General features: G+C 73.0%; 13 protein-coding genes. 10 read left to right on the top strand and 3 right to left on the bottom strand.

All coding sequences use genetic code 11. The annotated features are described in order from the left end of the window. Positions 1-281 precede the first annotated feature (281 nt). From FHX80_RS16525 to FHX80_RS16510, 4 genes are read left to right on the top strand one after another with little or no spacing between them, the layout of a single operon-like run. Entirely contained in the window at positions 282-1,727 is a 1,446-nt protein-coding gene (locus FHX80_RS16525) for an MFS transporter (RefSeq protein ID WP_145764882.1), read from the top strand. Positions 1,728-1,754: 27 nt separating this feature from the next. Continuing rightward, a complete protein-coding gene (locus FHX80_RS16520; protein WP_145764881.1) occupies positions 1,755-2,234 on the top strand; it encodes a DUF2771 domain-containing protein in 480 nt (159 codons plus the stop codon). A gap of 28 nt (positions 2,235-2,262) precedes the next feature. Next, on the top strand, positions 2,263-2,970 hold the full coding sequence (locus tag FHX80_RS16515; RefSeq protein ID WP_145764880.1) for a futalosine hydrolase: 708 nt from the start codon (positions 2,263-2,265) through the stop codon (positions 2,968-2,970). Beyond that, positions 2,951-3,808 (top strand): 1,4-dihydroxy-6-naphtoate synthase, encoded by an 858-nt coding sequence (locus FHX80_RS16510; RefSeq protein WP_145764879.1) that lies wholly within the window; start codon positions 2,951-2,953, stop codon positions 3,806-3,808. The genes FHX80_RS16515 and FHX80_RS16510 overlap by 20 nt, the downstream gene beginning before the upstream one ends. 50 nt (positions 3,809-3,858) lie before the next feature. Here FHX80_RS16510 and FHX80_RS36400 read toward each other — a convergent pair whose 3' ends face one another. Beyond that, the gene (locus tag FHX80_RS36400; protein WP_145764878.1) at positions 3,859-4,242 is read right to left on the bottom strand and encodes a cold-shock protein; all 384 of its coding nucleotides are present in this window, start codon (positions 4,240-4,242) and stop codon (positions 3,859-3,861) included. Between the two features lie 210 nt (positions 4,243-4,452). On the opposite strand from FHX80_RS36400, the gene FHX80_RS16500 reads away from it, so the two are divergent. Beyond that, the gene (locus FHX80_RS16500) at positions 4,453-4,677 is read left to right on the top strand and encodes a hypothetical protein (RefSeq protein ID WP_145764877.1); all 225 of its coding nucleotides are present in this window, start codon (positions 4,453-4,455) and stop codon (positions 4,675-4,677) included. 178 nt (positions 4,678-4,855) lie between these two features. Here the strand turns inward: FHX80_RS16500 and FHX80_RS16495 are convergent, their stop codons facing one another. Then, positions 4,856-5,479 (bottom strand): HAD family hydrolase, encoded by a 624-nt coding sequence (locus FHX80_RS16495; RefSeq protein ID WP_145764876.1) that lies wholly within the window; start codon positions 5,477-5,479, stop codon positions 4,856-4,858. A gap of 104 nt (positions 5,480-5,583) precedes the next feature. Here FHX80_RS16495 and FHX80_RS16490 point away from each other — a divergent pair, with 104 nt between their 5' ends. From FHX80_RS16490 to FHX80_RS16475, 4 genes are read left to right on the top strand one after another with little or no spacing between them, the layout of a single operon-like run. Beyond that, the gene (locus FHX80_RS16490; RefSeq protein WP_145764875.1) at positions 5,584-6,594 is read left to right on the top strand and encodes a FecCD family ABC transporter permease; all 1,011 of its coding nucleotides are present in this window, start codon (positions 5,584-5,586) and stop codon (positions 6,592-6,594) included. Beyond that, complete coding sequence (locus tag FHX80_RS16485) at positions 6,591-7,661, top strand: FecCD family ABC transporter permease (RefSeq protein WP_145764874.1); 1,071 nt, start codon at positions 6,591-6,593, stop codon at positions 7,659-7,661. Before FHX80_RS16490 ends, FHX80_RS16485 begins: the two co-directional genes overlap by 4 nt. Continuing rightward, positions 7,658-8,503, top strand: coding sequence for an ABC transporter ATP-binding protein (locus FHX80_RS16480; protein WP_145764873.1), 846 nt, complete (start codon positions 7,658-7,660; stop codon positions 8,501-8,503). Before FHX80_RS16485 ends, FHX80_RS16480 begins: the two co-directional genes overlap by 4 nt. A 29-nt stretch (positions 8,504-8,532) precedes the next feature. Then, positions 8,533-9,510: an ABC transporter substrate-binding protein gene (locus tag FHX80_RS16475; RefSeq protein ID WP_145764872.1), complete on the top strand. Its 978-nt coding sequence runs from the start codon at positions 8,533-8,535 to the stop codon at positions 9,508-9,510. 92 nt (positions 9,511-9,602) lie between these two features. On the opposite strand, the gene FHX80_RS16470 is transcribed toward FHX80_RS16475, so the two are convergent. Further along, a complete protein-coding gene (locus FHX80_RS16470; protein WP_145764871.1) occupies positions 9,603-10,685 on the bottom strand; it encodes a hypothetical protein in 1,083 nt (360 codons plus the stop codon). A gap of 75 nt (positions 10,686-10,760) precedes the next feature. On the opposite strand from FHX80_RS16470, the gene FHX80_RS16465 reads away from it, so the two are divergent. Then, on the top strand, positions 10,761-13,214 hold the full coding sequence (locus FHX80_RS16465; protein ID WP_145764870.1) for a helicase C-terminal domain-containing protein: 2,454 nt from the start codon (positions 10,761-10,763) through the stop codon (positions 13,212-13,214). Positions 13,215-13,319 lie beyond the last annotated feature (105 nt).

Below are 13,319 nucleotides of genomic sequence, written 5' to 3'. Positions count from 1 at the left end.
TGCAATCCATTCTGCGGGATCGCCGAGAGGCGCGCGGCCAAGAACAACCGCCGGTGGCGCGCTAGGCACGCTACCCTCTCCGCCGCTTCCCGCCCACCTGCCCGTCCCAAACGACGCCGTATCCGGTGCCGTGTCCCGTATGAAGAGCACGGTCCGGCCATGGGTGCCGACCGGTCCGCACCCCCTGCGACCTGCCCGATCGCTGACCCGACGGGGCGGTGCACGCCGCGCCCCGTGCCCGTTCCGGTTCGCGACGACGGGGACTGGGGCACTATGACCAAGTGGCTTCAGCCCGGTCGCACGACGGATCCGGCCCGCTCCGCAGGACGGGCCGGTCGATCGGTCATGCCCTTCGGTCCCCGTTCACCGGGACCGCCAGGGGCATCCGGAAGGCGACGCACGCACACGGAGCCGGCGAGTCCGGTCTCGGCAAACTGATCGAGTTGCACGCGGTGAACGGCGCGGGTGACGTGATGATCACGATCGCGCTGGCGTCCACGGTGTTCTTCTCCGTTCCGACGGACCAGGCCCGCGGCCGGGTCGCGCTGTACCTCGCGGTCACGATGGCGCCGTTCATCGTCCTCGCCCCGGTCATCGGCCCGCTCCTGGACCGGCTGCCGCACGGCCGCCGTGCCGCGATGGCGGGCTCCATGCTGGCCCGTGCGCTGCTGGCGCTCACCATGTCGGGCGCGGTCGCCACCGGCGGCCTGGAGCTGTATCCGGCGGCTCTGGGCGTCCTGGTCTGCTCGAAGGCGTACGGAGTCGTGCGCAGCGCCGTCGTGCCGCGGCTGCTGCCGCCCCGGTTCTCGCTGGTGAAGGCGAACTCACGGGTCACCCTCGCCGGTCTCCTCGCCACGGGTGCGGCCGCTCCGATCGGGGCGGGACTCCAGACGATCGGCCCGCACTGGCCGCTGTACGGCGCGTGCGCGATCTTCGTCGGCGGCACCGTGCTCGCCTTCACGCTACCGCCCAAGGTGGACTCGGCGAAGGGCGAACGCAAGGCGCACCTCGTGCACCCGCACGACGACGGCGCGGTCCGGCCCGCCCCGCTCCGCAAGCCCGCCACGTCCACAACCGGGAAGGTGTGGAGGAGAGCGGCCAGGTCCGGGGGGAAGGGCGGCGAGAAACGGCCGGGGCTGCGTTCGGTCGGCCCGTCCGTCCTGCACGGACTCCAGGCCAACGCCGCGCACCGGGCGCTCTCCGGCTTCCTGATCTTCTTCCTGGCGTTCCTGCTGCGCGAGCAGCCGCTCTCCGGTCAGAGCGCCGCGATCTCGCTCGGCATCGTGGGTGTGGCGGCCGGGACGGGCAACGCGCTGGGCACGGCGGTCGGCTCCTGGCTCAAGGCCCGCGGCCCGGAAGTGATCATCGCCTCGGTGCTGGGCCTGGCGCTCGGCATCGCCGTGCTGGCCGCGGCCTTCTTCAGCACGGTCCTGGTCGCCGCGCTCGCGGCCACGGCGGGCTTCACCCAGGCGCTGTCGAAGCTGTCGCTGGACGCGATGATCCAGCGCGATGTGCCGGAGGAGGTGCGCACCTCCGCGTTCGCCCGCTCCGAGACACTGCTCCAGATGGCGTGGGTGGCCGGCGGCGCGATCGGGATCTCGTTGCCCCTCAACGGCGTACTGGGCATGTCGGTCGCCGCGGGCATCCTCACGCTCGGTGCGGCGGCCTCCGTACGGGGGCTGCTGGGTGCCGCGCGGCGCGGCTCGCCGCACCCCCGCGTGGCATGAGCCGGAGCGACCGATAGCCTTCGGCCCATGACCGTTGCGTTCTTCTCCGGTAAGGGCCGCCGAATCGGCGTCGCTCTTGGTGCCGTGTCCGCGGGACTCCTTGTCCTCTCCGCCTGTGACAAGCCGACGCCACTCGCCACCGTGACGGTCGGCGACAACTCGGTGAACGCCGAGGCGTCCTGCTACAACGACGGCAAGGCCCTCAAGGAATCCGAGTACAAGAGCTGCCTCAACAAGAAGGCGGAGAAGTCCGTCAAGGTCGCGATGGACGACAAGGTCCGCTTCGGCGTCGACCCCAAGGTCGCGGACAACGGCTGGACGCTCTTCATCAACGGCCAGCAGGCCGAGCAGGAGCCGTACAAGAAGACCTACCGGTCCATCCCGGGCAGCGCCTTCTTCTCCAGCCAGACCGGCGAGATCTCGAACAAGACGCAGATCAGCATCGTGGAGACCAAGGGCAAGGAGCTGCTGGGCATCTGGCACTTCGAGCTCAAGAAGACCGACTGATCCCCTCCTGACCTCGGAGGCTCCTCCCGTGCGTGTGCTTGTCGTGACCGCTGTCCCGGTGGAACGGGACGCGGTCACGCGCGCGTCCGGGGACGGCTCCGAGGTGTCGGTGCGCCGGGTGCCGGGTGCGGAGATCCACCGCGCGGGCCCCTTCGACGTGCTCGCGGGCGGTGCGGGACCGGCCGCGGCAGCGGCCTCGGCCGCGTTCGCCCTGGTCTCGGACCGCTACGACCTGGTGATCTCGGCCGGCATCGGCGGTGGCTTCGCCGGTGTCGCCCCGGTCGGCTCTCTCGTCGTGGCCGGCCGCATCGGCGCGGCGGACCTGGGCGCCGAGACACCCGCGGGCTTCGTGCCCGTCACCGAGCTCGGCTTCGGCCGGGACTGGCACCACCCGCCCCGCTCCCTGGTGCGCGCGGTGTCCGCCGCGACCGGTGCGGTGACCGGCGACGTCCTCACCGTCTCCACCGTGACCGGCACGGCGGAGCGCGCCGCCGCCCTCCTCGCCGCGCACCCCGGCGCCGTCGCCGAGGCCATGGAGGGGTTCGGGGTCGCGGAGGCCGCCGGCCTGACCGGCGTGCCCGTCCTGGAGATCAGGGCCGTCTCGAACGCCGTGGGCCCCCGCGACCGCGACGCCTGGCGCATCGGCGACGCGCTGGCCGCGCTCACCGACGCGTTCGGGCAGCTCACACCCGTACTGGAAGGCTGGACGACCCACCATGACCGAGACCACTCCTGACCCGCTGCGGATCGCCTTCTCGCCGTGCCCGAACGACACGTTCGTCTTCGACGCCTGGGCGCACGGCAGGATCCCCGACGCGCCCGCCCTCGATGTCACCTTCGCCGACATCGACATCACCAACGGCATGGCCGAGCGCGGCGAGCTCGACGTCCTGAAGGTGTCGTACGCGGTGCTGCCCTGGGTCCTTCAGGAGTACGCGCTGCTGCCGTGCGGCGGGGCGCTGGGACGGGGCTGCGGGCCGCTCGTCCTCACGAAGGAGCCGGGCACGGACCTGACGGGCAGGACCGTCGCCGTACCGAGCGAGCGCTCCACCGCGTACCTGCTGTTCCGCCTCTGGGCGGCCGAAGCGGTGCCGGGCGGGGTCGGCGAGATCGTCGTCATGCCGTTCGACGAGATCATGCCGGCGGTACGGGACGGCAAGGTGGACGCCGGTCTCGTCATCCACGAGGCGCGCTTCACGTACCAGAACTACGGCCTGCACAACCTCGCCGACATGGGCCGCCACTGGGAGGAGACGACCGGTCTACCGATCCCGCTCGGCGCGATCATCGCGAAGCGCTCGCTGGGCGCGGACACGCTGAAGCTGCTCGCCGAGTCGGTGCGCGCGTCGGTACGGATGGCGTGGGACGACCCGCAGGCTTCGCGCCCGTACGTCCTGGAGCACTCGCAGGAGATGGACCCGTCCGTCGCCGACCAGCACATCGGCCTGTACGTGAACGAGTTCACCGCCGACCTCGGCGAGAACGGCTACGCGGCGATCCGCGGCCTGCTGACCCGCGCCGCGGCCGAGGGCCTGGTCCCGCCCCTCGGCCCGGACGCGCTGTCGTGTCCCTGAGGCGGTGCCTCTGAGCAGGTGTCCCTGAGCCGTGCCCCTGAGGCGGTGTCCTACACGTCGAGCTGGTCCGCGACCGCGCGGAGCAGCCCGGCGATCTTGGTGCCGGAGGCCTTGTCGGGGTAGCGGCCGCGCTCCAGCAGCGGGGTGATGTTCTCCAGGACGGTCGTCAGGTCCTGCACGATCGACGCCAACTCGTCCGGTTTGCGGCGCTGGGCGGCCGCGACGGACGGTGTGGGGTCGAGGATCGCCACGGAAAGTGCCTGGTCACCGCGTTGTCCGGCGACCACGCCGAATTCGACACGCTGGCCGGGCTTGAGGGCGTCGACTCCTGCGGGCAGCACGGACGAGTGCACGAAGACGTCGCTGCCGTCGTCGCGGGAGAGGAAGCCGAAGCCCTTCTCGCTGTTGAACCATTTGACCTTGCCAGTCGGCAAAGCACGCACCCCATCTCAACACGTATGCCGGAACAAAGCCTCAGCAGGTCAGGCCGTCCAGTGGTCGTGCTCCCCCTGCTGACAGAAGCCTCCACAGGTGAAGTACCCCTCGTCAAGCCTGGTCATCCGGACTCTGTCCGGAAACGGCACTTGCCGCGCCGACCGGCCGACCCGGGGTGGTTCGCCGCCGTCGGGAACTACCCTGGCAGCGTGAGTACTACATCTTCTGGCGCAGGTGACCGGCTGGTCCGGATCGGCGCGATCGTCTTCTTCGTCGGCGCGCTGTGCACCCTGGCCACCATGGCACCGCTCTTCCTCGGCACCCACCCGCTGCCGTCCATCGCCTGGGCCCTGTGCATGCTGATGGGCGTCGGCTTCCTGATCGCCGCGGCGGGCGTCGTCCGGTCTGCGCGGGCGGGTGCGCCGAAGCAGTAGGGCCGGGGGGATGTCTCCGTCACGGTGCTGCGCGCCCGGCGCGACCACGTAATGGTGGGCCCGAGCAGCCGCTGCCGCCGGATTATCGGAACCCATGGCTGAGGGATCCCCTTGGTCACGGTCCGACCAGTGAGCGGGAACGCGCTCCGCGATCCCGCGCCCGCTCCCCGCCGAAGTCCTACGCCGCGTACGTCTCCAGCCACGCCGGGAACTCCGTCAGCGACGCCAGCACCACGTCCGCCCCCGCCGACCGGAGTTCCTCCGCGTCGCACGGGCCCGTCGTCACGCCCACCGACAGCGCGCCCGCGACCCGCGCTCCGCGTACGTCGCCGGTGTGGTCGCCCACGTACACGCCCGCCCCGTGCTCCCGCAGCGCATCCGCCTTCGCCTCGGCCCACAGGCCGCCCACGATCACGTCGGGCTCGATCCCCAGATGGGCGAGGTGCAGCTTCGCGTTCGGCTCGTACTTGGCAGTGACGACCATCGTCCGGCCGCCCAGTTCGCGGATCGCCGCCACCGACTCCCGCGCCCCGGGCATCGAGAGCGTCGGGACGATCGCGTGTGTGGGATAGATCTCGCGGTACCGGTCGGCCACCGCGGCCACTTCCGCGGCCGGAAACCAGTTCGCCAGCTCGTCCTCCACCGGCGGGCCCAGCCGGCTCACCACCAGGTCGGCGTCGATCACCGCCCCGGTTTCGGCGGAAAGCGCCAGGTAGGCGGCCTTGATGCCGGGCCGGGAGTCGATGAGCGTCATGTCCAGGTCGAAGCCGACCATCAGCGCGTGCGAAGCCATGACTGCCATTGTGCCGAGGGCGTGCAGGACTCCGCACACCCCCGGACGGTCCCACGGAGCCGGTGCTTAGACTTAGCCAAGCCTAACCATGCTTCGCTTTTCGATTGGGTCCGATGTCAGCCGCCGCACCACGCCGCTCCAGACGCGCTCTCATGACGGCGGCGGCCGTCCTGGCGCTGCTGTTCGCCGTACTGCTCAGCCTCGCCGTCGGGGCGCGCCCCATCGCCCCGTCCGCCGTCCTGGACGCCCTGCTGCACGGCGGGCACTCCGACGCCGCCGAGGTCATCCGGAACATGCGGGTGCCCCGCACCCTGATCGGGCTGATGGTCGGCGCCGCCCTCGCCCTCGCCGGCACGGTGCTCCAGGGCATCACCCGTAACCCCATCGCCGACCCCGGCATCCTCGGCATCAGCCAGGGCGCCTCGGTCGGTGTGGTGCTGGCCATCGCGTACGCGGGTGTCCACACGCTCACCGGGTACGTCTGGTTCGCCTTCGCGGGTGCGGCCGTCGCCTCCGTCGCGGTGTACGCCATCGCCTCCAGCGGGCGCGGCGGCGCCACCCCGGTGAAGCTCGCGCTCGGCGGCGCCGCGATCAACGCGCTGCTGGTGTCGGTGACCATGGCCGTGCTGACGACGAAGGCGTCCGCGCTGGACGAGTTCCGGTTCTGGCAGGTCGGCTCGATCGCCGGCCGCGAGGCCCAGGTGGCTCAGCAGATCTGGCCGTTCCTGCTGGTGGGGACGGTCCTCGTACTCTCCGTGGCCCGCGGGCTCGATGCGCTGGCGCTCGGCGAGGACATGGCGAAGGGGCTCGGGCAGAAGATCGCGACGGTACGGATCGTCGGCGGCATCGGTGCCACCGTGCTCACCGGCGTCGGCGTCGCGGCGGCCGGGCCGATCGCGTTCATCGGCCTCGCCGTTCCACACATCGCCCGCGCAATCGTCGGCAGCGACCACCGCTGGGTGCTGCCGATGGCCGCTCTGATCGGACCCGTGATGCTGCTCGTATCCGATGTGGTCGGCCGGATCGTCTTCCCGCCCAGCGAGATCCCGGCCGGTGTGATGACGGCACTGATCGGGGTGCCGTTCCTGGTCGCGCTGGTGCGCCGGAAGGCGGTGCCCGCGTGAGCGCCACCACGGCCGCCGTGCGGCCCGCCGGGTACAGCGTCGTACGGATCGGGGCGCGCGGCCGGTTCCTGCTGCACCGCCGGGCCGCGGTCGTCGCCGCCGCGCTCGTCGCGCTGCTGGCCGCCGTCTGTGTCGCGTACCTCTGCGTCGGCGAGAGCTTCGTCGCGCCGGGCGAGGTCCTGAAGGTGGTCCTGGGCCGGCCGTCCGCCGACGAACTCGTCGTCGGCACGCTGCGGCTGCCGCGCATGGTCGTCGGGCTGCTCGTCGGCCTCGCGTTCGGGATCGCCGGCGCGCTGATCCAGACCGTGGCCCGCAACCCCCTCGCCAGCCCCGACATCATCGGCATCAGCCAGGGCGCGAGCGCGCTCACGGTCGGCGCGATGACGTTCGGCATCACCTCGTACACCGTGCTGCCGTACCTGTCGGTGATCGGCGGGGTCGCGGCCGCGGCGCTCGTCTACGCCTTCGCCTGGCGCGGCGGGCTGCACGCCACCCGCTTCGTCCTGATCGGCATCGGCTTCGCCATCGCGCTGCGCTCGGTCACCACCCTGTTCCTGACCAAGGGCGACTACCTCGTCGCCCAGCAGGCGCAGATCTGGATGACCGGCTCGCTCAACGGCCGCGGCTACGACGAGGCCGCACCCATCGGCTGGACGCTGCTGATCCTGCTGCCCGCCGTCCTGTGGGCCGCCCGCGCCCAGCGCACCGTGACCATGGACGACGACACGGCGACCGCGCTCGGGGTCCGGCTGGGCCGGGTACGGCTGGGGCTCGTCGCGCTCGGCGTGATCCTGGCGTCGGTGGCGACGGGGACGGCCGGGCCGGTCGACTTCGTGGCCCTGCTCGCCCCGCAGATCGCCCGCCGGATGACCCGGACCGCGCAGATCCCGCTGCTGTGTTCGGCACTGCTCGGCGCGGTGATCGTCGTCTTCGCGGACCTGCTGGCCCGCAGGCTCTTCTCCCCCACCGAACTCCCGGTGGGCGTCCTGACGGCGGCGGTCGGCGCCCCGTACCTGATCTGGCTGATCATCCGCGGTCACAGTGGCCGCAGGGGAGGCAACGCATGACCACGACCCGGCAGCAGGACGCCGTGACCAGCCGGCTGACGGTGCGCGGGCTGACGCTCGCGTACGAGGACCGCACCGTCGTCCACGAGCTGGACCTGGCCGTCCCCGACGGCCGGGTGACGGTCATCGTCGGGCCGAACGCCTGCGGCAAGTCGACGACCCTGCGGGCGCTGGGCCGCCTCCTCAAGCCGCGCGGCGGGGCGGTGCTGCTGGACGGCACCGAGCTGTCGAGGATCCCCACGAAGAAGATCGCCCAGTCGATCGGGCTGCTCCCGCAGACCCCGGTGGCCCCCGAGGCGATCACCGTCTCCGACCTGGTGGCCCGCGGCCGCCAGCCCCACCAGCACTGGTGGCAGCAGTGGTCCCAGGAGGACGAGCGGGCGGTGACGGACGCCATGGAGCGCACCGACATCACCGCGCTCGGCACCCGGTCGGTGGACGAGCTCTCCGGCGGGCAGCGCCAGCGGGTGTGGATCGCGATGGCGCTCGCCCAGGAGACCGATCTGCTGCTGCTCGACGAGCCGACCACCTACCTCGACATCGCCCACCAGGTGGAGGTCCTCGACCTGGTGCGCCGGCTCGCCGCCCCGGCGGCCGACGGCACCCGCGGCCGGACCGTGGTGACGGTGCTCCACGACCTCAACCAGGCCGCCCGGTACGCCGACCACCTGGTCGCCATGAAGGCGGGCCGGATCGTCGCCGAGGGCCGCCCCGAGGACGTCGTCACCGCCGAACTCGTCCGTGAGGTCTTCGGTCTGGAGGCGGTGATCGTCCCCGACCCGGTGACGGGTTCGCCGCTCGTCGTGCCGGGGGCTCCCTGGAAGCCCGCGCAGGCGTCCTGAATCCGCGCACCCCCTACGAAAGGCAATCGATGGGCTCCTCCGTCCGCCGCCGTGGCCTCACTCTCGGCGCACTCGCCCTGACCGGCGCACTCGCACTCTCCGCCTGCGGCTCCTCGGACTCCGGCAGCAAGAGCGACGACAGTTCACCGGCCGGCGGGACACACACCGTCAAGACGGCGATGGGTGACGTGAAGGTCCCCGTGCACCCCACGCGCGTCGTGGTCCTGGACACCGGTGAGCTGGACTCCGCGCTCACCCTCGGCGTGCGGCCCGTCGGCGGGACGCACTCGGCGACCGAGGACGGCTTCCCCGCCTACCTGCCCGCGGCGAAGACGAAGGACATCAAGGAGGTCGGTGAGATCGCCAACCCCAACATGGAGACCGTCGCCTCCCTGAAGCCGGACCTGATCCTCACCAGCAAGGTCCGCGACGGCGACCGCTACCAGCAGCTCAGCGCGATCGCCCCGACCGTGATGACGGAGTCCACCGGATCGGCCTGGAAGGACAACTTCCACGTCCACGCGGAGGCGCTCGGCAAGCAGGCCGAGGCGAAGAAGGTCGTCGCCGCGTACGACGCCCATGTCGCGAGGGTGACCGCGGCGATCGGCGGCAAGGAGAAGGCGGCGGCCACCGACGTCAACTTCGTGCGCTTCGTCGAGGGCGCGGACATCCGCATCTACGGCAAGCAGAACTACATCGGCTCGATCTTCGCCGACATCGGCATGGGCCGCCCCGCCATCACCGACAAGGCCAAGGACGGCTTCTCCTACGACGTGTCGCCCGAGAAGATCGACCTCGCTGACGCGGACGCCGTCTTCACCTCGACGTACGGCGACCCGGACAAGGCGGGCACGACCCGGACGATGAAGAGCGGGCTGTGGAAGGGGCTGAAGGCCTCCAAGGACGGCAAGGTCTTCAAGGTCGACGACCGGCTGTGGATCGCGGGCATCGGCTACACCGCCGCGGACCGGATCCTCAACGAGTTCCAGACGAAGATGACCGGCTGACGAGGCCTCACGGCCACGGCCGGACCCGGGCCGTGACAGGCCCGGCCGCCACTGCCCGGCCGGTCACGGCCCGGTTGTCACGGCCCGGCCCGTCACGCCCGTGGCCTCCGCGCCCGCCACACCAGGTAGAGCGCGGAGGCCACGGCCGCACCCCGCAGCACCCACGGCCAGGTCTGGCCGATCGCCGGGCCCATCTGCCCGTCCCCGATGGGCGCGCCCCACCGCCCGTCCATCCGGCCCCACAGCCAGACGAGAGCGCCCACCGCGACCACTCCCGGCAGCCCCAGCGCCGCCCATTTCGCCTGCGCGCGGGACAGTTTGCGCGAGCTGTACGCGAGCAGCCAGCCGCCCGCCACGGCCAGCAGCGAGCCCATCACCGCGCCGGTCACCAGCAGTGCGGCGGCGAGCAGCAGGAGGGGGTGCGAGAAGCCACGCGACGCCGCGCCCTCAACGCCCTGGGAGCGGCGCGGCCTCGGCAGCCACCGCCGCCGCGAAGCCGCCGCCTCCTCGTGCTCTTCCTCGACGTCCTCGTACTCCCCCTCCCCCGGTTCCCCGGGCTCCTCGTCCGGCTCCGCCCCCGGTGGCCGCAGCAGCGCCGGGATCTCCACCCCGCCCCGGAACCCCGGCACCTCGGTCCCCTCGCCGAACTCGCCGAAGGGGCCCGGCTCGACGCGCCACCAGTCCGGCTCGCTCCCGGACGGTCCGAGCTCGTCCGTGCCCGCCCGGTGCGGTGCGGACGGTCCGCCGCCGGCCGACACCCCGGGTGACGCGCCGGACATCTCCGCCGGCGCCTCCGACGCGCCCTTGCCCGAACTGTCTTTCCGGCCGGTCCTGCCGCCGTCCCCGCGGCTGTCCTTGCGGAGCTTCGGCCTGCGCGGCCACGGGATCCCGGCCGCCTCCGCGGGGCCCTGCTCCGGCACCTGGGGCAACGGCACCGATCCGTCGGCCGACGAGGCCGCGGCCGCGACCAGTTCGTCGGGGGTGCCGAGCCTCCCGATGATGCGGCGCACCGCCGCAGGGGTGTCCGCGGCCTGCTTCACCCGCTGCCGGTCGATCTCGCCCCGCAGCTCCGACACCAGCCTCATCCGGGTGCCCGAGGGCAGCTGTTGTCGCTGTGCCATGTCCCCGACCCGGCTCAGGTAGTCGTAGACCAGCTGATCGCTCTCGATCCCCACGCGATGGTTCCCCTCTACCGACCTGCACCGACGGTAGCGCCCTCGGGCCCGCCCGGAGCGACTACCGTGGGACGGATGGGGATGACCACACCACCGCGGACGCTCGCCGAGGCTCTGCGCGCCCGGGACGACGAGTCGTTGGCCGGGCTGCTGCGTGCCCGGCCCGACCTCCTCAACCCCGTGCCCAACGACATCACCCAGCTCGCGACGCGGGCGGGCACCCGTGCCTCCGTCGTCCGCGCCCTGGAACACCTCGACCGGTTCGCCCTGCAGACCGCCGAGGCGCTCGCGGTAGCGCCGGATCCCGCGCCCTACGACACCCTGCTCAGCCTGCTCACCGGCGACGGCCGGGACGACGGCGAGCTTCACGGGGACGCGGGCGCCGCCATCGTCGACGCGCTGCCCGGGGCCCTCGGCACCCTGCGCGAACAGGCCCTCGTCTGGGGCGAGGACGAACGGCTGCACCTGGTGCGGACCGCCCGCGAACTCCTCGCACCGTCGCCGCAGCACCCCTCCCCCACCGGTCTCGGCCCGACCGTCGCGGAGGCCACCGCCGGCATGTCGCCGGGCCGGCTCCAGGAGATCCTCACCGCGGCCGGGCTGCCCGCCACCCACGACCCGGTCTCCGCGGTGACCGCCCTGGCCGGGCTGTTCACCGACCGGGCCCGGATGGGCGAACTCCTCGACACCGCCCCCATGGAGGCGCTGTCGGTGCTGGACCGGCTGGTCTGGGGCCCGCCGTACGGCGAGGTCACCCCGAACCCCACCCCGCCCGTGAAGTGGCTGCGCGACCGCGGGCTGCTGCTGCCCGTGTCGACCCGCACCGTCGTGCTGCCGCGCGAGGCCGCGCTGCATCTGCGGGCCGGTCGCGCCCACCGGGTGCCCGAGCCGCGGCCGCCCGTCGTGGCCGCCGCCGCCGAACGCGATCCACAGGCTGTGGACAGCGCGGCGGCGGGCCAGGCGTTCCTGTCCGTGTCCACCGTCGAGGAGCTCCTGAAGAGCTGGAACGGCGGCGGCCCCGCCATACTGCGGGCCGGCGGCCTCAGCGTCCGCGAGCTGAAGAAGACCGCGGCGGTCCTGGACGTGTCGGAGCCCGTCGCCGCGTTCTGGATCGAACTCGCCCACGCCGCCGGGCTACTGGCCTCCGACGGCGAGACCGACGAGCGGTACGCCCCGACCCCCGCGTACGACGACTGGACCGAACTCCCCGCCCAGGACCGCTGGGTACGCCTCGCCACCGCCTGGCTCGCCGCCACCCGCACCCCGGGGCTGGTGGGCGGCCAGGACGCCAAGGGCCGCGCCCTGTCCACCCTCGGCCCGGACCTGGACCGCTCCGCCGCCCCCGAGGTCCGCCACCGCGTGCTGACCCTGCTCGCCGCACTGCCCCCGGGCACCGCCCCGGACCCGGAGACCCTGCTCGCCCGGCTCCGCTGGGAACGCCCGCTGCGCGGTGCGTCCGCCTCCGCCGGGGACACCACCGACCTGCGGTCCCGGATCGCCCTCTGGACGCTGAACGAGTCCGAGCTCCTCGGCATCACCGGCCGCGGCGCCCTCGCCTCGCAGTCCCGCGCCCTGCTGTCCACCGGCCCCGCCGAGGCCGCCGCCGCGCTCGCCCCGCTCCTCCCGGAGCCCCTGGACCACGTGCTGCTCCAGGCCGACCTGACCGCCGTCGCCCCGGGCCCGCTGGAACGCCCGCTCGCGGACATGCTCGCCGCCGTCGCCGACATCGAGTCGAAGGGCGGCGCGACGGTCTACCGGTTCACGCCCGGGTCCGTACGCCGCGCCCTGGACGCCGGGCAGTCCGCCGCCGACCTGCACGCCTTCCTCGCCGCGCACAGCCGTACGCCGGTGCCGCAGCCGCTGAGCTACCTCATCGACGACGTCGCCCGCCGCCACGGCCACCTGCGGATCGGCGCCGCCTCCTCGTACGTGCGCTGCGACGACGAGGCCGTCCTCAACGAGATCCTCGCCGACAAGCGCTCGGCCACCCTGCGGCTGCGCCGCCTCGCCCCCACGGCCCTGGCCGCCCAGATCGACCCGGCCTCGCTCCTGGACGGCCTGCGCGAACTCGGCTACGCGCCGGCCGCGGAGTCCGCCGACGGCGACGTCCTGATCACCCGCGCGGGCGCCCGCCGCACCCCGCCCCGCGCGGCCCCCGCCCCCGTCCCCGAGGGCCCGCCGCTCCCCGACCCCACGCTGCTGGGCGCGGCGGTCCGGGCGATCCGGGCCGGGGACACGGCCGCCACGATCGTCCACAAGGACACCGGCCCCTCGACGCCCGCGGGCGCGCTGCCCCGTACGACATCGGCCGAGACCCTGGTCACCGTCCAGGCCGCGGCCATGACCGGCTCCGCGATCTGGATCGGCTACGTCAACGCGGAGGGCGCCGCCAGCCAGCGCGTGATCGCCCCGGTCCGCGTCGAGGGCGGCTACGTGACGGCGTACGACCACACGGCCGACGAGGTCCGCACGTACCCCCTGCACCGGATCACGGGCGTGGCGGAACTGGCGGACGACCAGCGGACCTGACGGTCCGGGGGAACGGGTTCCGGGTTCGGTGTGCGGGGTTCCTTGGTTCGGGGTTCCGTCCTCAATCGCCGGACGGGCTTGGGCGCGGGTGCCCCACGTGGCGCG

Source organism: Streptomyces brevispora, assembly GCF_007829885.1.
GTDB lineage: Bacteria > Actinomycetota > Actinomycetes > Streptomycetales > Streptomycetaceae > Streptomyces > Streptomyces brevispora.
This window is presented reverse-complemented; position numbering and strand designations above follow the sequence as displayed.

Excerpts from the sequence above, each read along its gene's own strand:
- FHX80_RS16520 (WP_145764881.1), top strand. The coding sequence starts at position 1,755 with ATGACCGTTGCGTTCTTCTCCGGTAAGGGCCGCCGAATCGGCGTCGCT.
- FHX80_RS16510 (WP_145764879.1), top strand. The coding sequence starts at position 2,951 with ATGACCGAGACCACTCCTGACCCGCTGCGGATCGCCTTCTCGCCGTGC.
- FHX80_RS16495 (WP_145764876.1), bottom strand. The coding sequence starts at position 5,479 with ATGGCAGTCATGGCTTCGCACGCGCTGATGGTCGGCTTCGACCTGGAC.
- FHX80_RS16490 (WP_145764875.1), top strand. The coding sequence starts at position 5,584 with ATGTCAGCCGCCGCACCACGCCGCTCCAGACGCGCTCTCATGACGGCG.
- FHX80_RS16480 (WP_145764873.1), top strand. The coding sequence starts at position 7,658 with ATGACCACGACCCGGCAGCAGGACGCCGTGACCAGCCGGCTGACGGTG.
- FHX80_RS16475 (WP_145764872.1), top strand. The coding sequence starts at position 8,533 with ATGGGCTCCTCCGTCCGCCGCCGTGGCCTCACTCTCGGCGCACTCGCC.
- FHX80_RS16465 (WP_145764870.1), top strand. The coding sequence starts at position 10,761 with ATGGGGATGACCACACCACCGCGGACGCTCGCCGAGGCTCTGCGCGCC.